The sequence below is a fragment of the Pseudorhodoplanes sp. genome (assembly GCF_046289595.1).
In the GTDB taxonomy this organism is placed as follows: domain Bacteria; phylum Pseudomonadota; class Alphaproteobacteria; order Rhizobiales; family Xanthobacteraceae; genus Pseudorhodoplanes.
Genome location: NZ_JBKBVB010000005.1, coordinates 1 through 19,014 on the forward strand (window position 1 = coordinate 1; position 19,014 = coordinate 19,014).

The following is a 19,014-nucleotide window of genomic DNA, read 5'->3' on the forward strand; positions in this document are numbered from 1 at the left end:
TCGGGCTTGAGCGCATAATAGGTCAGCTCGAAACGAACCTGGTCGTTGCCCTTGCCGGTCGCGCCATGGGCCACGGCATCGGCGCCGACTTTCTCGGCGATTTCGATCTGCTTCTTGGCGATGAGCGGACGCGCGATCGAGGTGCCGAGCAGATACTGTCCCTCATAGACCGTGTTGGCGCGAAACATCGGGAACACATAATCGCGGACGAATTCCTCGCGCAGATCCTCGATGAAGATGTTCTCCGGCTTGATGCCGAGCAGGACAGCCTTGGCACGGGCCGGCTCGAGCTCCTCGCCCTGACCCAGATCGGCGGTGAAGGTCACCACCTCGGCCCCGTAAGTCTGCTGCAGCCATTTCAGAATGATCGAGGTATCGAGCCCGCCCGAATAGGCGAGAACGACCTTCTTGACGTCTTTCTTGGGCTTGTCGGCCATGAATATTGTCCCATCCGCTCAAAGGCGGGGGGACTATAGGCAGAACCGGGACCGGTGCAACTGCGGTGCGGCCGATCCGACGCCTCGGCCCGCGTCCCGGGACCGCGGCCGGACACGTCCTAACGGGCCTTTCGCTTGCGCGGCGGCGGGGCCTTGTAGAACGGGTTTGGCTCGCAGCGGCCGCCAATCCCGGAAATCGTGGCGAGGCATTGCTGGAAGCTGACGAAGCCGCAATTGCGGGTGGTCCAGTCATAGCGGGCGCACCAGGGATATTCGCGGGCCTGCCCGGGCGCAGTGCCGGCCAGCAGCAGTGCGGCAACGATCGCGGAGATGGCGAGTTTTGGCATAAATCCTCCGGGCTGTTGGGAACTTGTGGCGTCCGCCATGATAATCATAAAACGCCAAACCGCGCGTCGCGTTCACGGCCCCGATCGGGCTCTGCGAGAGTAAGGCATGAGCAACCCCGTCGTCGATTTCTGGTTCGATTTCGCCTCAACCTATTCCTATCCGGCCTGCATGCGGATCGAGGCGCTGGCGACCGATGCCGGCATCGCAATCCGCTATCACGCTTTCATGCTCGGTCCGATCTTCAAGGCGCAGGGCTGGAATACCTCGCCCTTCAACATCTACGAAGCCAAGGGCCGCCATATGTGGCGCGACCTTGAACGGCTCTGCGCGGAGCTGGGCATACCGTTTCAGCAGCCGGACCCGTTTCCGCAAAATTCCCTTCTTCCAGCCCGCTGCGCGATCGCAGGCAGCGCCGAGGTCTGGCAGCCGGAATTCTGCCGCGGTGTGTTCCGGGCGCAATTCGGCGAGGGTCGCCGGATCGACGATCCGCAGGTCATCGCTGAGGTTCTTGAGCGAGCCGGCGCACCGGCGCAGACCGTGCTGGAGCAAGCGGCAACGGATCAGATCAAGCTGAAGCTCCGCACCGTAACCGAAGAGGCGGGCGGCCTCGGCATTTTCGGCGCGCCGAGCTTCTTCACCGAAGACGGCGAATTATTCTGGGGCAACGACCGGCTCGAAGCCGCGCTCGCCTGGGCGAAGCGCGCGCAGTAGCGCATGGCGACGCTTTTGGGAGCGACGAAAAAGCCTTACGCAGGCGCGAGCCGCTTGGTCGCCGATTCCGGCACCAGCGGCGCCGCATCATCGATCGCGCGCGGGGCTTCGATCTCGACGGTGACCGCAATATCGATATCGATCGAGACCTGCAGGTCGGCCCATTGCACTTTCTTGTAGTCGAAGCCGCTGACCAGCGTCGGCTTCACCACTTCGAAATAAGGAGAGATGTCGAAGTCGCGCGGCGCATAGAGCGACGAGTGCCGGATCTCCAGAATCTCCTGGCGCGCGGATTCGCTTTCGACGCGGCTGATCTTCGGCAGGATCGGATAGCGCACCTGCTCGAAAGCCTGCGCGATCAGCGCCGAGCAGATGATCCGGGTCGGATGTCCCGAACCCATCGCCATCATCTTGCGCCGCCATTTCTGCGGGATCGGCAGCGGCATCAGGAAGCGCATCAGGTCGATGATGTTCTTGACATCGTAATCGAAGCCGATGCGCTCCTTGGCATAGGCACAGACTCTCGCGCGGTCTTCGGCGGTGAGGCCGGTCGGCCGGCAGATGCGGGTGTGATAGCGCGCATATTTCGACAGCGGCGCACCGACCACGCCCTCGCCGAGATTGGCCTCGACCAGGGTCAGCGGCTCGCCGTCCGCGGTCTCGCGATCGCCGATCCGGCCGACATAGAGCGCGGCATGCGACCATGTGGATTGCGTCAGATACTTGATGATGCCGGAAACGTGATTGTTGCCCTCGACCAGGAGCACGTCGCCGGGCTGCAAGGTCGCCTGAAGCGCATCGAAATCGCTCGGTGTGAAGGGCTCGTAACCCTTCACCGGCTCTTCGAGATAGCGGGCGAGGAACCGCCCGATGCCGTCGAGCACGAAGCTCATGGCCGCTCCTCCCGTATGCAGCGGGGTTGCGCCGCAGATCCGGTTGTTTTTCCTCATTTTCGTCGAAAGCCGTTGCAAAGCGGTTCATGCCGTTCACGCGCGGTTGAGCGCGGCTGACATCAAACATTTGCAAAGACTTGCTTTTTGCGGGTAGTGAGGCGGGAGTGCAAAGCCTCCGGTAACCATGGACACAATCTCCCGCCGGTCCTTTCTCGCGATCGCAGCCGGGGCGGCCTCGCTCCCTGCATGGGGGCGTACGGCAATGGCTGCCGAGACCGATATTGTGATCGTCGGCGCCGGTGCTGCCGGCATCGCCGCTGCGCGCAAGATCGTCGCCGCCGGACGCCGCGTCGTGGTGCTCGAAGCGGCAGACCGCGTCGGCGGGCGCTGCATCACCGATTCCACCATGTTCGGCATGCCGGTGGATCTCGGCGCGCATTGGCTGCATGCGCCGGAGCAAAATCCTCTTGTCGGGCTGGCGCCGCGGGCCGGGCTCGACATCTATCCGGCGCCACCGGGCCAGAAAGTGCGGATCGGCCGGCGCAACGCACGCGAGGGCGAGCTCGAGCAATTCTTCGCGGCGATGGTGCGGGCGCGGCGCGCGATCGAGGATGCCGCGCGCGGCAAGGCCGATCTGTCGCTTGCGCAAGCCATGCCCAGGGATCTCGGCGACTGGGCACCTTCGGTCGAATTCTATCTGGGGCCGTTCAGCTGCGGAAAGGACTTCGCCGATCTGTCCGCGGCCGATTTCCAGCGCTCCACCGAGCGCGACGTCGACGCCTATTGCCGCCAGGGTTTCGGCACGTTGCTGGCGAAGCTTGCCGAGGGTCTGCCGGTGCGGCTTTCGACGCCCGCAACGCGCATCGCGACGCAGCCACGCGGCGGCGTTCTGGTCGAGACCGCCAAGGGAGCATTGCAGGCGCGCGCCGTCATCGTCACGGTATCGACCAATGTGCTCGCGGACGGCAAGCTGATCGCCGACCTGCCGAAGCGGCAGCTCGACGCGCTGAACCGGCTCCGGCTCGGTACCTATGAGCGGATTGTGCTCGATATTCCCGGCAATCCATTCGGACTCGCGCGGGACGATCTTGTGTTCGAGAAGGCCGAAAACAATCGGACGGCCGCCTTGCTCGGCAATGTCGGCGGCTCCTCGCTGGCCTATGTCGACGTGGCGGGGTCGTTCGGACGCGATCTCGTCGCGCAGGGCCCAGGCGAGATGACCGCCTTCGCGCTTGAATGGCTGGACAAGCTGTTCGGCGCCGACCTGAAACGCGCAGTGACGCGCACCCATGCGACCCAATGGGCGTTCGCGCCGCATGTGCAGGGCTCGTTTTCGGCGGCGTCGGTCGGCGGCCAGCCTTCGCGGCGCATCCTGATGACCGAGCCATTGCGCGATCGCGTTTATTATGCCGGCGAGGCTGCGCATGAGACGCTGTGGGGCACGGTCGGCGGTGCCTGGGAATCCGGCGAACGCGCCGCCGATCTGGCGCTCAAGGCCCTCGCCCCGGTCACCGGCACGGTCCCGGCGCAAAAAGGGCAGCCGGCGAAACAACGCCCGCGTCAGCCCCGCCAGCAAGCGCCTCAGCAGCAGCCGGCGCGGCGTCAGGAGTTTCCGGGCGGCGTGCCGCGGATCATGCGCGAGTGATGCTGCGGCATCTCGCGCGCTGGCAGCGTCGCTCACGCATCGCGCATTTTCCGCAGCCGCACATAAAGCGCGCCCTCGCCGCCGTGAGCCGGGCTTGCGGCATCGTAGCCGATCACGAGAGCCCGAAATTCCGGCAGCGCCAGCCAGAGCGGCACCGCCCGTTTCAGCACGCCGCCGCCATCGCCGCGTCCGCTCACATCGCTTTTGCCTTTGCCGGTAATCACCAGCACGAGGCGACCGCCGCGTCCTTGCGTCCGTCGCAAAAAGCGCAGCAGCGCATCATGCGCTTCGGCCTGGCTATGGCCGTGCAGATCGAGCCTCCCGTCGATGGTTTCGCGGCCCCGCGCGATCTTCTGCTTGGTCTTGCGGTCGAGCGGCGCAAGCGGCGGCGTCTTGCGCTGCGGCACCGTTGCGGCCGGCTGGACCGCCGGCGTCGGCGCCGCCTTTTTCGCTGCCTTCGCATCAATCTGCGGCGCGGCGACGGGCGCCGCCTCGGTCGCGCGCTTGCGCAACGGGCGTACCGAGCGGGTCACCCCGTCCCAGAGTGCACGATCTTCGGATGAAAGCCGCCGGCTCCTGCGGCGGCCTTCGTCGGCGGTCATGACGATGGCTTGTCCGCCGGTTTGGCCGCCGGTTGAGCCTTGGATCCCGCCGGCCTGGGATCAGGCTTGGCGGCTGGCGCGCCGGAAATCGGCTTTGGAAACGGATTGCCGCCCGCTGCCGGTGTGCGTGGCCTTGCAGCGGCAGCATCGGGCCTGGGTTGCGCCGCCGCCTGCGGTTTCGCCGGTGATGCAGGCGCAGGTTTGGGCGCAGGTTTGGCTACGGGCTTGGCCGCAGCCTTCGGACCGGATTCGGCTCGAGGCTTGGCTTGCGGTTGCGCTTGCGGTGGGGTTGGCGGCGTTGGATCGCTGCGCGCAGCCGTTTGCGGCTTCTGCCGCGGATCGGGCCGCGGGGTCGGCGCGGCCTCGGCTGGCGTCACCGGAGCCGATGCAGCAGCGCTCGCAGATTTCTGCTCCGTCGCGGATTGCGCGGGCGCAGCGCTCGCGACCAGACCGATGTCCTTGGGACGCGGCTGCGGCAGCGGCATGCCGAGCGCCTCGTTGTCGGGGTCGAGCTCGTTGGGGATCAGCATCACGAACTGCCCGTTATGCTTGAAGCGGCCGGCCGCGCGCGCCGCTTCCTCGCCCGCGCCGAGATAGATGTCGCCGCGCGCAGGCCCAATGATGGCGCCGCCGGTATCCTGCGCAATCAGCAGCCGTCGGAACCAGGTATCGGGCTTTTCGCTGGTGATCGGCAGCAGCGCGTTGACGAAAACCGGCATGCCGTAGGTGTGAATCCGGCGATCGACCGCAAGCGACCGCGCCGCCGAGAGCGAGATACCCTGCGCGCCGATCGCCTCGTCATGTTCGCCGAGATCGGTCTCGCGGAAGAACACGTAGGACCGGTTCATCCGCCGCAATTCTTTGCCCTCTTCCGGGTTCTTCTCCATAAATTCCCGGATCTTCTGCATCGACATTTCTTCGCGCGGAACGATGCCACGCTGCACCAGAACGGAGCCCACCGCGAAATAGGGATGGCCGTTCTTGTCGGCGTAGTTCAGGCGGATCACCTTGCCGTCTTCTAGGCGCACACGCACCGAGCCCTGAATTTCGGCGAAGAAACCGTCGATCGGATCCTTCAGCCAGACGATTTCGAGATCGCGGCCCGCCAGCGCGCCATCCTCGATCTGGGCGCGATCGTAATAGGGCGCGGTGGCGCGCTTCACGGTGCGCTTGCCGGCCTTGCCCTTGGCCCCGGATCGGCGCAGCCGCTGCGTGACGAGATTGGGCGGACGCTTGTAGAGCGGCGTGGTGTAAATATCGCTCGGCCAGCGCGAGCCTTCGACCACCGGCTCGTAATAGCCGGTAAAGAAGCCGTCGCTCTCGCCCGCGGCAGTCAGCCGCACCGGCCGGAAATTCTGTTCGAAGAAGGCGCGCGCCCCGGCTTCATCCAGCGGCACCGCGGCGACCGCCCGCCCGCAGACCTCAAACAGCGCACGATAGGCCTCGCCGCGTTCGGCGCGAGCCTTTGGCGAAGAGCGCAGGATCGGCCGGCAGCTTGCCAGAAAGGCCGAGAAGGCTTCGGCGTGGTCGTCTTCGATCCAGCCCTTGATCTCGTGCCAGGCCAGCGCCTCGAACTGGCTGTTCGGAATTTTGAGCGGATGCGCCTTGGTCGGACGCTTTTTTGCCCGGGGCTTTGCCGGCTGCTTCTTTGCGGCGGCGATCTGGGTCTCGGCCTGCGAGGCGAACGAATAATCCGCCACGGCTATCGGGGTTACGGCAATCGCAAGGGCCAAGCCGGCGCATCCAAGATGACGCGCGCCCCAGTCCCGCAACGCCAAGTCCCGCAATGCCCGCAACGATCCCCCAGGCAAATCGAGGTCACCCCGTCAATTCACTGGCCCGCTTCGGTCGCAACCAGTTTCCAGTTCGGATCGCGCGCCGTGACATCGCGCGCGAAGGTCCACACATCCGTGACTTCCGTGACCTTGTCGGGACTGCCGTCGATCACATTGCCGGCCTTGTCGCGCGTGGCGGAAATCAGCTGCGACACGAACCGCACGGTCACCTGGGCGATGCTGCCGCGCAATTCCGCCCCAATGATGTCGGCGGTATCGAGCGAGACGAATTTGTTCTCGACCGTCTCGCCCTTGGCCTCACGGTCGCGAATCGCCGCTTCGAAGCCGTCATAGACCTCGCGCGACAGGAGCCCCTTCAGGCTCTTGCGGTCGCCTGCGGCGAAGGCGCTCACGATCATTTCATAGGCCGCACGCGCCCCGGCAACGAAGTGCCTGGCATCGAACGAGCGGTCATGCGCTGCGATCGCATCGAGCCCGGTCGCGACCGCGCTGCCTTCGTCGGCAATCCCTTTCCAGCGGTCCGGCGCAGGCTCTGCCGGCCGCGCCATGGATTCGGCGTTACGGGTGGGCAGCGTCACAACCTTGTCGCCGGCAGGAGCCCGCGCATCGCGGGCTGAATAGGGATCGTAGGGCGGCCGCTCCCGCCCGGTTCGCTGCCCAAGCACACTGCGCAAGCGAATAAAAATGAAAATCGCCAGCGCCAGGAAAATGATGGTGTAGATGTCGAACACGTCGCGAATGCCTTTGCAACCCGGGACCGAAGGGCGCCGCCGCGTCAGCCCGAAAGCGGGTGCAGAAGCCGTCCCGTGCTATAATCTAGGCACGCGGCCGGTCTTAGCCATAGGGTGCTTCGAGCCAAAACTGAGCTTCGGATCGATTTTAGACGATCCCGGCCGCAAAGGCCAACACGAGAGCGCGATTGGAACACGCCGATGCCGGTCGGAAGGATGATCCTGCTCGGACTTTTGGGCCTGGTTGTGGCCGAGGCCGCGGTTTTTCTGATGGTCGCGTGGCTCGCTGGCATGGCGATCGCGACGCTTTTGCTGGTTGTACCTGCAGCGGTGGGGATTGCGATCCTGCTGCGGATGGGACGGCGTCTGGCCGGGCGAATCGCAGACATATTGTCTCAATCGGACTTCGCTGCCGCCGGGACGCGGCCGAGCGGCGTCCTGACCACCGTGGCGGCGCTGCTGCTGCTCCTGCCCGGATTCCTGACCGATCTGGTCGGACTCGCCCTCCTGATCCCGGCCGTGCAGATGCGGCTGATGGCGGCCGCGCCGCTCGGCCGCCCGCGGCCCTCCGGACGGGTTCTGGAGCTTGATCGCGGGCAGTGGCACGACCTGCCGGACCGGCAGATCGACCAGGAGCGCGGCGACATACCAAAAGTACCTCCCAAACGGGCGGCGGCGTGCTGAGCGGTTGCATCGCCTCACGGAACCGCCCGCGATCCTTGTTCCCTCCGAAGCCGTGTGTTAGCCACACCGCCGCACGCAGGCGATTGCGGCGCACAAACAGGATGGACGATGGCGAACGCGACGAATGGCGGCCCGCAACCCGACGCACAGGCGGCCCCGCCCCAACTCAACGTGCTGGCGCAATATGTGAAGGATTTCTCCTTCGAAAACCCCAACGCGCCGCGTTCGCTGCAGCCCACCAACCAACAGCCGCAGATCAACATCCAGATCAACGTCAACGCCACGCCGCTACAGTCCGATTTCGAGATCGAGCTGAAAATCGAGGGCAAGGCGGAGATCGGTACGTCGCTGCTCTTTGCGTTCGACCTGGTCTATGGCGGCGTATTCCGCATTCAGAACGTGCCGCAGGACAGCATTCATCCGGTGCTGATGATCGAATGCCCGCGGCTGTTGTTCCCGTTCGCGCGCGAGATCATCGCGACCGGCGTGCGCAATGGCGGGTTCCCGCCGCTTTATATCGATCCGGTCGATTTCGTCGGGCTGTACCGGCAGAAGCTCGCCGAACAGGCCCAGCAGCAGCCGGCCAGCTGATCGCGCAACCCGTCTATACCCCGTAGCTTCGCCATACCGGGCTGTCGCCAAGCGTCGCGACAAAGGCCGCATGGGCTGCCCGCTCTTCGTCCGTCAGTCGCGGCGGCAGCGGGACGGGGCGCCTGCGCGCGCCCTGACCCGCGCCCCGGCCGCCATTCAAAGCCGCTGCTGCACCGATCGCCACCAGGCTGAGGGAGGTCTGCCGCGCATCGGTCAGTTCGATATAGACTTCGGCCAGCAGCTCGGCGTCGAGCAGGGCGCCATGCTTGGTGCGCTTCGAATTGTCGATCTTGTAGCGCAGGCACAGGTCGTCGAGCCGGTTCGACACGCCGGGATGCTTGCGGCGCGCCAGCATCAGCGTGTCGATGATGCGGTCGCGGGCAAAGACCGGACGCTTGGCAAGATCGAGTTCGGAATTGATGAAGGCGAGATCGAAATAGCCGTTATGGGCAACCAGCGGCGCATCGCCGACAAAGTCGAGAAACTCGTCGGCGATGTCGTGAAACAACGGATGCTGCCGCAGAAATTCGAGCGAAAGGCCGTGGACGTTGAACGCCTCGACCGGCATGTCGCGGTCGGGATTGATGTATTTGTGGAAGGTGCGCCCGGTCGGAAACCGGTTCAGCAATTCCACGCAGCCGATCTCGACCAGCCGGTGGCCCTGTACCGGGTCGAGGCCGGTGGTTTCGGTATCAAAGACGATTTCCCGCAAGATGGGTCAGCCCGAATAAGCCATTCGAATCAGCGTTTCGCCGGCATTTTAGCAAGGCCTGCGAGAATTTCGCGGACCTGCCTGCGGGCGAATTCAATACCGTGCCCGCTATCCACGATGTAATCGGCGCGCCGGCGCTTCTCGGCATCGGGCATCTGTTTTGCGAGCAACGCCTCGAATTTCTCCGCCGTCATGCCGGGGCGTTCGAGGACGCGGTGGCGCTGAATCTCAGGCGCCGCCGACACCACCACCACCGCATCGACCAGCGTCTCGGCCCCGGTCTCGAACAGCAGCGGAATGTCCAGAACCGCAACCGCCGCGCCGCGGCGGCGGGCTTCGTCCAGAAACCGGTCGCGCGCTTTGGCGACCAGCGGATGCACGATCGCCTCCAGCCGCTTCATGGCATCGGGATTGCCGATCACCGCTTTTCCCAGCAACGCGCGGTCGACCCTGCCGTCGCGTGTCGTGCCCGGAAACGCGGCCTCGACCAGCGGCGCCGCCTCGCCCTCATAGAGCGCATGGACCGCGGCATCGGCATCGTGGACGGGGACACCCTCCTCCGCGAACAGCCGCGCGGTGGTGGACTTGCCCATGCCGATCGATCCGGTCAGGCCAAGAACGATCATGACGCCAGCGCCGGTCCTATTCCTTCAAATAGCCCTGCTTGCGCAGAAACGACAGCAACGGCAACAGCGGCATGCCGAGGATCGTGAAATAGTCGCCCTCGACCCGCTCGAACAAATGCACGCCGAGCTTTTCGAGCTGGTAGGCGCCCACGCTTTCGGTCACCGCGGGGCCCGCAGCTTCGAGATATTCCTCGAGAAACCGGTCCGAAAACGGGCGCATGCGCAACCGGGCGGTATCGACCACCTTGAACAGCACCGAGCCGTCCTGCACCACGGTGACCGCCGAATGCAGCGTGTGGCTCTGCCCGCGCAGCATGCACAATTGTTCGCGGGCGGCGTCGCGGTCGGCCGGCTTGTTGAAGCGCACCGATCCCATGGCAAGCGTCTGGTCGGCGCCCACCACAATCCGCGAGGGCATCGTGAACGAGATCGCGCTCGCCTTTTCCCAGGACAGGATCAGCGCCAGTTCGTCGGGATCGCGCTTTTCGCCCAGCGTGCGCTCGATGGCGCGCTCGTCGATCTTGGCATGCACGATCTCGATCGGAATGCCGGCCGCGCTCAGCATAGTGCGGCGGGCCAGGCTCTTCGAGGCCAGGATTAACGGAGCCGGAGCGGACCAGAATTGCATCTTAAAGGGACGGCGCGCGCCGCCGCTCGGAGAGAAGTTGCAGCACCGCGGCCGCAGTTTCCTCGATCGAGCGGCGCGAAACGTCGATCAGCGGCCAATTATGCCGGGCGCAGAGCTTGCGCGAGAAATTGATCTCCTCGGCGACCGACTGCCGGTCGACATAGGCAGCTTCGTTATGATGTGCCTTCAATCCGAGAAGCCTGTTCTGCCGGATCTGGACGATCCTTTCGGGACTGGCGAATAACCCCACAACGAGCGGTTTCGTCAAGGCTTCGATCTGCGGCGGCACCGGTACGCCGGGGACCAGCGGGTAATTTCCGGTCTTCACGCCGCGGTTGGCGAGATAGATCGAGGTCGGCGTTTTTGAGGTCCGCGATACCCCGACCAGAACCACATCGGCCTGTTCCAGGTCTTCGATATGCTGACCGTCGTCATGCAGCATGGTGTAATTGAGCGCATCGATGCGCTTGAAATATTCGGCATTCAGCGTGTGCTGGGCGCCCACCCGCGGCGTCGTACTGGCGCCGAGATAGGACTGGAACACCCGCAGCACCGGTCCGAGGATCGAACGGCAAGGCAGACTCAGCTCCTGGCATTTCTTCTCCAGCCGCTCGATCAGCTCCTCGTCGAGGAGCGTATAGAGCACGATGCCCGGCGCCTCCTCGATTTCCCCCAGCACGCGATCGAGCTGCCGCTGGGTCCGGATCAGCGGATAGACATGCTCGATCGGCGATATATTCGCATATTGGGCGGCGGCGGCATGCGCCACTGTGGTCAGCGTCTCGCCGGTGGAGTCGGAGACCAGATGCAGGTGGAAGTAGCTCGGATTTCGATGCGGCAAAGACGTCGTCCCACCCGGGGAAATACACAGGACAGCATGTGGCGTCGTGGGGAGAAGGCCATGCCGCAGGCCAAAGCGCAAGGCGGCGGATGGCCGGACCACCCGGACTGTCCCCACAGAGCCGCGATTGGACACATTCGGCGAAATTTCCGATGCTGACGGGGAGATCTCGAACGACCGTGATTTAACGGGGGATAGACTGAGACAAGCTTTCGACGATTCAACGACTTGGAGGTTGTTGACGGATGTGAACAAACTGCGGCGGACAGAGGGGATATGTGTGAAATCGATTGGTAATGCTGGCTGGACGAGTCGTGAGTCCAATCAACGGCGTAGAAAAAACTGAAAAGAAGATTCTAGGATTCTTTAGGGGAAGGACCGGTGCGGTGAGTGCCCTTGTGAACAAACCTCTTTTGAATGTGCTGAACGGTCATCGCGAACCCGTTCCCCCGGTCTGGATGATGCGGCAGGCGGGCCGTTACCTTCCCGAGTATCGCGCAACGCGCCAGCAGGCCGGATCGTTCCTCGACCTTTGCTTCAATCCCGAGCTTGCCGCCGAAGTGACTTTGCAGCCGATCCGGCGCTTTGGCTTTGACGGCGCGATCCTGTTTTCCGACATCCTGGTGATCCCCTATGCGCTTGGCCGCAAGGTGGAGTTTGTTGCCGGCGAGGGACCGAAGCTCGAACCGATCACGGCGCCGGAGCCGATCCAGACCATCAAACGTCAGGTGGATCACGGGCTGCTCGATCCGGTTTACGAAACGATCCGCCGGGTGAAGCCGCAACTGCCGGATCGCGTAACCTTTCTTGGCTTCTGCGGCGCGCCCTGGACGGTTGCAACCTACATGATCGCGGGTCATGGTACGCCCGATCAGGCGCCGGCGCGGCTCTTTGCCTACCGCCATCCGGATGCGTTCGAGGAACTGATCGATCTCCTGGTGAAGGCGTCTGCCGAATATCTGATCCGCCAGCTCAAGGCCGGGGTCGATGCGGTGCAGATTTTCGATACCTGGGCCGGGGTGTTGCCGCCGGAGGAATTCGCCCGATGGTCGATCGCGCCGACACGGCGGATCGTGCTTGCGGTGCGCGATGCGATTCCTGATGCGAAAATCATCGGTTTTCCACGCGGGGCCGGTTCAATGATGCCGCATTATGCGACGGAGGTGCCGGTCAATGCGGTCGGGCTGGACTGGATGATCGATAAGACGTTTGCGCGCGAGCAAGTGCAGAGCGTGAAGCCGGTGCAGGGCAATCTCGATCCGCTGGTGTTGATCGCAGGCGGCGATGCGCTGGACCGGTCTGTCGATGACGTAATGCGCGCGTTTTCGGATGGGCCGTTCATCTTCAATCTTGGCCACGGCATCACCCCCGATACGCCGATTGCTCACGTGGAACAGATGCTGCGACGGGTCAGAGGGATTTGATGGAAGCGGCTGTCCCGGTTCGGACCGTGGTGCTGCGCGCCACGGTAGCCGTCGCCCTGACCGCGGGGCTTGCGGCGCTGCTGGTCTGGTGGAATCCGGTCGGCCTTTATCCATGGATGAAGGCGCTGCACGTGATCGCCATCATCGCCTGGATGGCGGGTATGCTCTACCTGCCAAGGCTGTTCGTCTATCACTGCGAGGCAGAGCCGGGGTCCAAACAGTCCGAAACCTTCAAGGTGATGGAGCGCCGGCTGCTGCGGGCCATCATCAATCCTGCCATGATCGTAAGCTGGGTGGTTGGCCTGTGGCTGATATGGGCGGGCGGATTTCTCACCAGCGGCTGGATGCACGCCAAGCTCTTGCTGGTTCTGGGGATGTCGGCGATGCACGGCTTTCTATCGCGCTGGGTGCGCGCCTTTGCCGCTGACCGGAATACCCACAGTCAGAAATTCTATCGATTTATCAACGAGGTACCAACGATTCTGATGATTGCTATCGTGGTCTTGGTGATTGTGAAGCCATTTTGATGTGAGCATCGCGGCCGCTGTCACAGAACGGCCACTTGCGGAATCGTAAGCTCCTTCGTATCTTCTATACATCCCCCCGAACGCAGGCGGATGCCAGTCAGCGCCATCGGTGTATCCGTAAGGGCGCAAGCATCGGCCGGGGCGTTAATGCCCGTCAGCCAAAGACTTTCGGCACGACCTTCCGGCTAAGACCTGCGGATTCCTCTCTCAATCGCCGCCGCTGTTTCGATTTTTCGTCTGGCGCCGGCGACCGATACGCCAAGGACTGTTCCCGATGCGGGAAGTGAAGCTTCAAGACCTCAAAACAAAAACCCCCGTTGAACTCCTGTCTTTTGCCGAGGAGCAGGAGATCGAGAATGCCAGCACGCTGCGCAAGCAGGAGCTGATGTTCGCCATTCTCAAGCAGCTCGCCGCCAAGGAGATCGATATCGTCGGCGAAGGCGTTGTCGAGGTGCTGTCCGACGGATTCGGATTTCTCCGGTCCCCGGAGGCCAATTACCTGCCGGGCCCAGACGACATCTATGTCTCGCCCTCGCAGATCCGGCGTTTCGGCCTGCGCACCGGCGATACGGTCGAGGGCCACATCCGTTCGCCGAAGGAAGGCGAGCGCTATTTCGCGCTGCTCAAGGTCAACACCATCAATTTCGAAGAGCCCGAGAAAGCGCGCCACAAGATCAACTTCGACAATCTGACGCCGCTCTATCCGAACCAGCGGTTGAAGATGGAGCATGACGATCCGACCAAGAAGGATCTGTCAGCCCGGGTTATCGACATCGTGGCGCCGATCGGCAAGGGTCAGCGCGCGCTGGTGGTTGCACCGCCGCGCACCGGTAAAACCGTCCTGTTGCAGAACATCGCCCATGCGATCACGGCCAATCACCCCGAATGCTATCTGATCGTGCTTTTGATCGACGAGCGTCCGGAGGAAGTGACCGACATGCAGCGGTCGGTGAAGGGCGAGGTGGTGTCGTCCACCTTCGACGAGCCGGCCTCGCGTCACGTCCAGGTCGCCGAAATGGTGATCGAAAAGGCCAAGCGGCTGGTCGAACACGGCCGCGACGTGGTGATCCTGCTCGATTCGATCACCCGGCTCGGCCGCGCCTACAACACCGTGGTGCCATCATCCGGCAAGGTGCTGACCGGCGGTGTCGATGCCAATGCGCTGCAGCGGCCCAAGCGCTTCTTCGGCGCAGCGCGCAACATCGAGGAAGGCGGTTCGCTCACCATCATCGCCACCGCCCTGATCGATACCGGCTCGCGCATGGACGAAGTGATTTTTGAAGAGTTCAAGGGCACCGGCAACTCCGAACTCATCCTCGACCGCAAGGTCGCCGACAAGCGCACCTTCCCGGCGATGGACATCACGCGGTCCGGCACCCGCAAGGAGGAGCTGCTGGTCGATCCGCAGACCCTCAAGAAAATGTATGTGTTGCGCCGCATCCTCAACCCGATGGGCACCATGGATGCGATGGACTTCCTGCTCGACAAGCTGCGCAACACCAAGAACAACGCGGAATTCTTCGAGAGCATGAATACGTAGAACGCGACATTCGCCGCGCGGCGGATGCTCCTGAAGGCCGGGCTATACGCCCGGCCTTTTTGCTTGGCGATTTTGCTTGGCGGCGGGCCAAACGGTGCGGGCCCGGCCAATCAGCCAGTCGCCGGGCATTCCCGGCTATGGTAGCATTTTGTAGTGCCAGCTGCCGGATGACGCCGGCCATGGGCTCCAAGTTTGGAGGCTGCGATATGCTTCAGCGTTCGGGTCTGTTTTTTGATCGGCGCATTTTGCATGGTGCATCAACCGCGTCCCAGCCGGCCGGATGCCGGCTGAGCGGGCTCGCTTTGGCATTCCTGATCGCGCTCTTGCTGTGTGCAGCGCCGGCTGCCGCGCAGGACGCGCGCTGCGACAACGACAAGGGCACGGCTGAAGAACGGGTGCGCGATTGCACGCGCATCATTGCGCTTGGAAAGGTCAAGGGCGCGGAGCTTGCCGAGATCTATCACTTCCGGGGTCACGAATTTTTCTACAATCTGAAGGACCATGACCGGGCCCTCTCGGATTTCAGCGAAGCCATCCGGCTAAATCCGAAGGCCGACAATTCATTCATTCGCCGCGGCGAAATCTACCACGCGCGCCAGGACTACAAGCGCGCCATCGCCGATTTTGACCAAGCGCTCAAAATCAATCCCAAGAACGACGAGGCCTATGCGAGCCGCGCCGCCTCCTACAACGAACTGAAGGATTACAGGCGCGGCGAAGCCGACATCGCCCAGGCGTTGCGGCACAATCCGAAAAACGCTTTCGCCTACGCGCTGCGGGCCGACAATCATGCCGTTCGCAAGGACCATGCGAAGGCCATTGCCGACTACACCGAGGCCCTGCGCCATGACCCGAATTACGCGCATGTGCATGCGAACGTCGCCAATATTCATCAACAGCTGAAAAATTATGCGCAGGCCCTGTCGCATGTGAACCGTGCGCTGCAGCTCGATGAGGAGCTCGAATTTGCCTACGGCGTGCGCGGCGACGTCTATCTCGGGCTCAAGGACTATGCCAACGCCGCTGCGGATTATGCCAAAGCCCGCGAGCTGAAGCCCGACAATGCGCAGCATCTGATCGGTCTCGGCATCGTCGCCTACCGCAAGGCCAATTACGACGAGGCCTTCAACCTGTTCGATCAGGCGCTCGCGCTCGACCCGAAAAACACGTTTGCCGCCAATGGCCGGGGGGCTGTGTGGGATCGCAAGGGCAATCTCGACCGGGCGCTGATGGATTACGAGGAGGCGATCCGGCTCGATCCGACATACGCCTTGGCGATCTCCAACCGGGGCGAGATTTATTTGCGCCGCGACGACTACGTCAAGACGCTGTCGGACGCCAACCAGGCGATCAAGGCGGATCCCACGCTCGGCCGCGCCTATAGCCTGCGCGGACTGGCGCAGTTGCGCATGGACCAGGTGGCGAAGGCGCTGGACGACATCGAGAAGGGAATCCAGGTCGATTCCGACGATGAGTTCACCTTCTATGCGCGGGCCGAATATTTCATGGCGATCAAGGATTTCGCCCGCGCGCTGGCGGACTGTGATCAGGTGCTGCGGATCGATCCGAATCGGGGGGAATAGCAAAACGGTTGGGGTTTTTCTCTGAGGGCTGGCTCGGCCGCTCGCGCTGCTCGCGCCGCGCCTGCCGCGGCGCCGGATGTCGCCGCGGTGGTGTCGGCGTTCAAGCCGGTGACGCCACCGGGCAAACGCGTTGCGCTGGTGATGGGAAATGCGGCCTATGTCAACGCGCCGAAGCTCGATAACACCATCGCCGATGCCCGGATCATGCGCGATGTCCTCACGCGCCTTGGCTTCGAGGTGATCTATGGCGAAAATCTCGACCGCCGGGCCATGGGCCGGCATATCGGCGAGTTTGGCTCGATCGTGCGCGATGCAGAGGCGGCGATCGTCTATTTCGCCGGACACGGTTCGACCTTCTCGGATGTGCCCTATGTCGTGCCGGTGGACGCCCGCTACGACAAGCTCGCCGACATTCCGTCCGAGCTGGTCCAGGTCGAAAGCATGGTGAGCGAATTGCGCCGCGCCCGCGGCGTGCGTCTCGTCATTCTCGACGCCTGCCGCGACAACGAGGTCGAGGTTCAACTCAAACGGCGCGAAGCGGCGCTGCGCGGCGAGGCCACCCGTGGCGGCGGCGCCACGCGCGGTCTCGCGCGTTTGCAAAATCCGGACGGACTGATCGTCGTCTATTCCACCCAGCATCTGACCACGGCGGCCGACGGCATACCCGGCCAGAACAGCCCATTCACCGAGGCGCTGGCCCGCAATCTTTTGACGCCCGGCATGGATATCAAGGACGTGCTATTCCGCGCCGGACAGGAGGTCATCAGCAGGAGTGGCGGCATGCAGCGCCCGGAGATTTCCATCTCGCTGTACGAACCGTTTGTTTTGGCGCGCTGAGTTTCGCCGCCAATCGCTCGCATTTTCCGTGATGTGGCCGGTGTCCGGGCCGGACACATGCCATTTTTGGAGCGGGCGATGGGATTCGAACCCACGACCCCAACCTTGGCAAGGTTGTGCTCTACCCCTGAGCTACACCCGCATCCATGCGTCCGGCATCCAGCCAAAACATTGCTTGGGTCTGCCGGGGATCTTCCTATGCCAAATGGGCCCCGGCATTGCAACTGCAAGGGCACAAATAATAGGAAGACGGGCCGCTCGCCAGGCTTTTCCCGCCCTGTCACGTTTGCCGAAAATGCCCGCCAGTCCCGACGACCTGTTCGCTTTCCTCGACCGCCTCGGAATACCGCACCGGACGGTGACGCATCCGCCGCTGTTCACGGTGGAACAGTCGCGCGCCGTCGCGGACCGGGTGCCGGGCGGGCACAGCAAGAATTTGTTCCTGAAGGACACCCGCGGTACGCTCTACCTGATCGTGCTCCTGGAGGATGCGCGGGTGAACCTGAAGGCCGTCCCTGGCATCGTCGGTTGCGGCCGGCTGTCCTTCGGCTCGGCCGAGCTGTTGCGGGAGGCGCTTGGCGTCGAACCGGGCTCGGTCACGCCGTTTTCCCTGATCAACGACCGGGACCGCCGCGTCACCCCGATTTTCGATGCCGCGATGATGGAGCGGCCCCTCCTCAACTTCCATCCGCTGGTCAACACCATGACCACCTCGATCGCCCGCGATCACCTGCTGACCTTCGCCGCCGCCACCGGGCATTCTCCGCTGATCCGGCCGGTTTCGAGCCAAGTTCCGGGTTAACCGGATTGCAATCGGCGCTTTTCTCGCCATTTAATGGGGCGAGCTATCGAGACCGACAGGGAGCTCCGGCTCCGCAGGGATTGCTGACAATGCTGCAGAATTTTGGCGAGGCGCCGGCCGCCGCGCCCGCCGACCTGATCGCGGACACCACCACGCAAGGCTTTATGAAGGACGTCATCGAGGCGAGCAAGACCCGCCCGGTGCTGGTCGATTTCTGGGCGCCCTGGTGCGGGCCCTGCAAGCAGCTCACGCCGGTGCTTGAAAAGGTGGTCAAGGCCGCCAAGGGCAAGCTCAAACTCGTCAAGATGAATATCGACGAGCATCCGCCGATCTTCCAGCAGATCGCGCAGCAGATGGGCATCCAGTCAATCCCCGCCGTGCTGGCCTTCGTCAACGGCCAGCCGATCGACGGCTTTCTCGGCGCCCTGCCGGAAAAGCAGATCACCGAATTCGTCGAGCGGCTGATCAAGGATCGCGTCGGCGGTGAGGAAAAGGACATGCTCGCCGCCGCCGAGGCGGCGCTGGCTGAAAAGGATTATGCGGGCGCGGCCGAAATTTTCGCCCATGTGTTACAGCAGGATTCGTCCAGCATCCAGGCGATGGCCGGGCTCGCGCGCTGCTATGTCGGCACCGGCAATGTCGAGCAGGCCAAGAAAACGCTGCAGATGGTCCCGGAAGCCAAGCGAAACGACACTGCGGTCGCGGCCGCGCGAGCGGCAATCGAGCTTGCCGAGCAGACCAAGGATCTTGGTCCGGTTGCCGATCTCGAAGCCAAGGTCGCTGCCGATCCGAAAGATTATCAGGCGCGCTTCGATCTGGCGCTGGCGCTCAACGCCAAGGGTGACCGTGCGCGCGCGACCGAGCATCTGATCGAGATCGTCAGACGCGACCGAAAATGGAATGATGACGGCGCCCGCAAGCAGCTCGTGCAGCTTTTCGATGCCTGGGGGCCGACCGACGAGGCCACGATTGAGGGACGCAAGCGCCTGTCGTCGGTCTTGTTCGCATGAGGCGGCGCGTTTCGATGCAAAATGCTCGAACGGGCGGCGGTTGAGT

General features: G+C 63.5%; 21 protein-coding genes and 1 tRNA gene. 11 read left to right on the plus strand and 11 right to left on the minus strand.

The window, feature by feature from the left end:
* On the minus strand, nucleotides 1-437 hold a 437-nt coding region (locus tag ACK41X_RS02325; protein ID WP_409718861.1), incomplete at its 3' end, for an argininosuccinate synthase domain-containing protein.
* A gap of 119 nt (nucleotides 438-556) precedes the next feature.
* Entirely contained in the window at nucleotides 557-784 is a 228-nt protein-coding gene (locus ACK41X_RS02330) for a DUF3551 domain-containing protein (protein WP_409718863.1), read from the minus strand.
* A gap of 106 nt (nucleotides 785-890) precedes the next feature.
* Here ACK41X_RS02330 and ACK41X_RS02335 point away from each other — a divergent pair, with 106 nt between their 5' ends.
* A complete protein-coding gene (locus ACK41X_RS02335) occupies nucleotides 891-1,496 on the plus strand; it encodes a 2-hydroxychromene-2-carboxylate isomerase (protein ID WP_409718865.1) in 606 nt (201 codons plus the stop codon).
* Between the two features lie 35 nt (nucleotides 1,497-1,531).
* Here ACK41X_RS02335 and ACK41X_RS02340 read toward each other — a convergent pair whose 3' ends face one another.
* Nucleotides 1,532-2,389, minus strand: coding sequence for a YiiX/YebB-like N1pC/P60 family cysteine hydrolase (locus tag ACK41X_RS02340; protein WP_409718867.1), 858 nt, complete (start codon nucleotides 2,387-2,389; stop codon nucleotides 1,532-1,534).
* Between the two features lie 184 nt (nucleotides 2,390-2,573).
* Between ACK41X_RS02340 and ACK41X_RS02345 the strand changes: the two genes are divergently transcribed.
* Nucleotides 2,574-4,034, plus strand: coding sequence for a flavin monoamine oxidase family protein (locus ACK41X_RS02345; RefSeq protein ID WP_409718869.1), 1,461 nt, complete (start codon nucleotides 2,574-2,576; stop codon nucleotides 4,032-4,034).
* 32 nt (nucleotides 4,035-4,066) lie between these two features.
* Here the strand turns inward: ACK41X_RS02345 and ACK41X_RS02350 are convergent, their stop codons facing one another.
* The 3 genes from ACK41X_RS02350 to ACK41X_RS02360 all read right to left on the minus strand — a co-directional run bounded on the left by ACK41X_RS02350 (nucleotide 4,067) and on the right by ACK41X_RS02360 (nucleotide 7,163).
* Nucleotides 4,067-4,636, minus strand: coding sequence for a Smr/MutS family protein (locus ACK41X_RS02350; RefSeq protein ID WP_409718871.1), 570 nt, complete (start codon nucleotides 4,634-4,636; stop codon nucleotides 4,067-4,069).
* Nucleotides 4,633-6,369, minus strand: coding sequence for a murein transglycosylase A (locus tag ACK41X_RS02355; RefSeq protein ID WP_409718873.1), 1,737 nt, complete (start codon nucleotides 6,367-6,369; stop codon nucleotides 4,633-4,635). The genes ACK41X_RS02350 and ACK41X_RS02355 overlap by 4 nt, the downstream gene beginning before the upstream one ends.
* 98 nt (nucleotides 6,370-6,467) lie before the next feature.
* On the minus strand, nucleotides 6,468-7,163 hold the full coding sequence (locus ACK41X_RS02360; RefSeq protein ID WP_409718874.1) for a Tim44/TimA family putative adaptor protein: 696 nt from the start codon (nucleotides 7,161-7,163) through the stop codon (nucleotides 6,468-6,470).
* A 201-nt stretch (nucleotides 7,164-7,364) separates the two neighbouring features.
* Here ACK41X_RS02360 and ACK41X_RS02365 point away from each other — a divergent pair, with 201 nt between their 5' ends.
* Nucleotides 7,365-7,847, plus strand: a complete 483-nt coding sequence (locus ACK41X_RS02365; protein ID WP_409718876.1) for an FxsA family protein — start codon at nucleotides 7,365-7,367, stop codon at nucleotides 7,845-7,847.
* Nucleotides 7,848-7,955: 108 nt separating this feature from the next.
* Nucleotides 7,956-8,438: a protein-export chaperone SecB gene (gene secB / locus ACK41X_RS02370; protein WP_409718878.1), complete on the plus strand. Its 483-nt coding sequence runs from the start codon at nucleotides 7,956-7,958 to the stop codon at nucleotides 8,436-8,438.
* Nucleotides 8,439-8,451: 13 nt separating this feature from the next.
* Here the strand turns inward: secB and dnaQ are convergent, their stop codons facing one another.
* From dnaQ to ACK41X_RS02390, 4 genes are read right to left on the minus strand one after another with little or no spacing between them, the layout of a single operon-like run.
* Nucleotides 8,452-9,150 (minus strand): DNA polymerase III subunit epsilon, encoded by a 699-nt coding sequence (dnaQ, locus tag ACK41X_RS02375; RefSeq protein ID WP_409718880.1) that lies wholly within the window; start codon nucleotides 9,148-9,150, stop codon nucleotides 8,452-8,454.
* Between the two features lie 29 nt (nucleotides 9,151-9,179).
* Nucleotides 9,180-9,776, minus strand: a complete 597-nt coding sequence (gene coaE, locus ACK41X_RS02380; RefSeq protein WP_409718882.1) for a dephospho-CoA kinase — start codon at nucleotides 9,774-9,776, stop codon at nucleotides 9,180-9,182.
* A gap of 16 nt (nucleotides 9,777-9,792) precedes the next feature.
* Nucleotides 9,793-10,404 carry a Maf family protein gene (locus ACK41X_RS02385; protein WP_409718884.1) on the minus strand — a complete coding sequence of 204 codons (612 nt, stop codon included), beginning with the start codon at nucleotides 10,402-10,404 and terminating at the stop codon, nucleotides 9,793-9,795.
* Between the two features lies 1 nt (nucleotide 10,405).
* Nucleotides 10,406-11,245, minus strand: coding sequence for a pyruvate, water dikinase regulatory protein (locus ACK41X_RS02390; protein WP_409718886.1), 840 nt, complete (start codon nucleotides 11,243-11,245; stop codon nucleotides 10,406-10,408).
* Between the two features lie 386 nt (nucleotides 11,246-11,631).
* Between ACK41X_RS02390 and hemE the strand changes: the two genes are divergently transcribed.
* From hemE to ACK41X_RS02415, 5 genes are all read left to right on the plus strand, one after another.
* Entirely contained in the window at nucleotides 11,632-12,669 is a 1,038-nt protein-coding gene (gene hemE, locus ACK41X_RS02395; RefSeq protein ID WP_409718888.1) for a uroporphyrinogen decarboxylase, read from the plus strand.
* A gap of 116 nt (nucleotides 12,670-12,785) precedes the next feature.
* Nucleotides 12,786-13,196 (plus strand): protoporphyrinogen oxidase HemJ, encoded by a 411-nt coding sequence (gene hemJ, locus ACK41X_RS02400; protein WP_409719055.1) that lies wholly within the window; start codon nucleotides 12,786-12,788, stop codon nucleotides 13,194-13,196.
* Nucleotides 13,197-13,470: 274 nt separating this feature from the next.
* Entirely contained in the window at nucleotides 13,471-14,736 is a 1,266-nt protein-coding gene (rho, locus tag ACK41X_RS02405; RefSeq protein WP_409718890.1) for a transcription termination factor Rho, read from the plus strand.
* 206 nt (nucleotides 14,737-14,942) lie between these two features.
* Nucleotides 14,943-16,319, plus strand: a complete 1,377-nt coding sequence (locus ACK41X_RS02410; RefSeq protein ID WP_409718892.1) for a tetratricopeptide repeat protein — start codon at nucleotides 14,943-14,945, stop codon at nucleotides 16,317-16,319.
* A 90-nt stretch (nucleotides 16,320-16,409) separates the two neighbouring features.
* Nucleotides 16,410-17,156, plus strand: coding sequence for a caspase domain-containing protein (locus ACK41X_RS02415; RefSeq protein WP_409718894.1), 747 nt, complete (start codon nucleotides 16,410-16,412; stop codon nucleotides 17,154-17,156).
* A 67-nt stretch (nucleotides 17,157-17,223) separates the two neighbouring features.
* Here ACK41X_RS02415 and ACK41X_RS02420 read toward each other — a convergent pair.
* Nucleotides 17,224-17,298 (minus strand) — tRNA-Gly (locus ACK41X_RS02420).
* Nucleotides 17,299-17,451: 153 nt separating this feature from the next.
* Here ACK41X_RS02420 and ACK41X_RS02425 point away from each other — a divergent pair.
* Nucleotides 17,452-17,958 carry a prolyl-tRNA synthetase associated domain-containing protein gene (locus ACK41X_RS02425; protein ID WP_409718896.1) on the plus strand — a complete coding sequence of 169 codons (507 nt, stop codon included), beginning with the start codon at nucleotides 17,452-17,454 and terminating at the stop codon, nucleotides 17,956-17,958.
* An 89-nt stretch (nucleotides 17,959-18,047) separates the two neighbouring features.
* Nucleotides 18,048-18,968: a thioredoxin gene (gene trxA / locus ACK41X_RS02430; protein WP_409718898.1), complete on the plus strand. Its 921-nt coding sequence runs from the start codon at nucleotides 18,048-18,050 to the stop codon at nucleotides 18,966-18,968.
* Nucleotides 18,969-19,014: the final 46 nt, after the last annotated feature.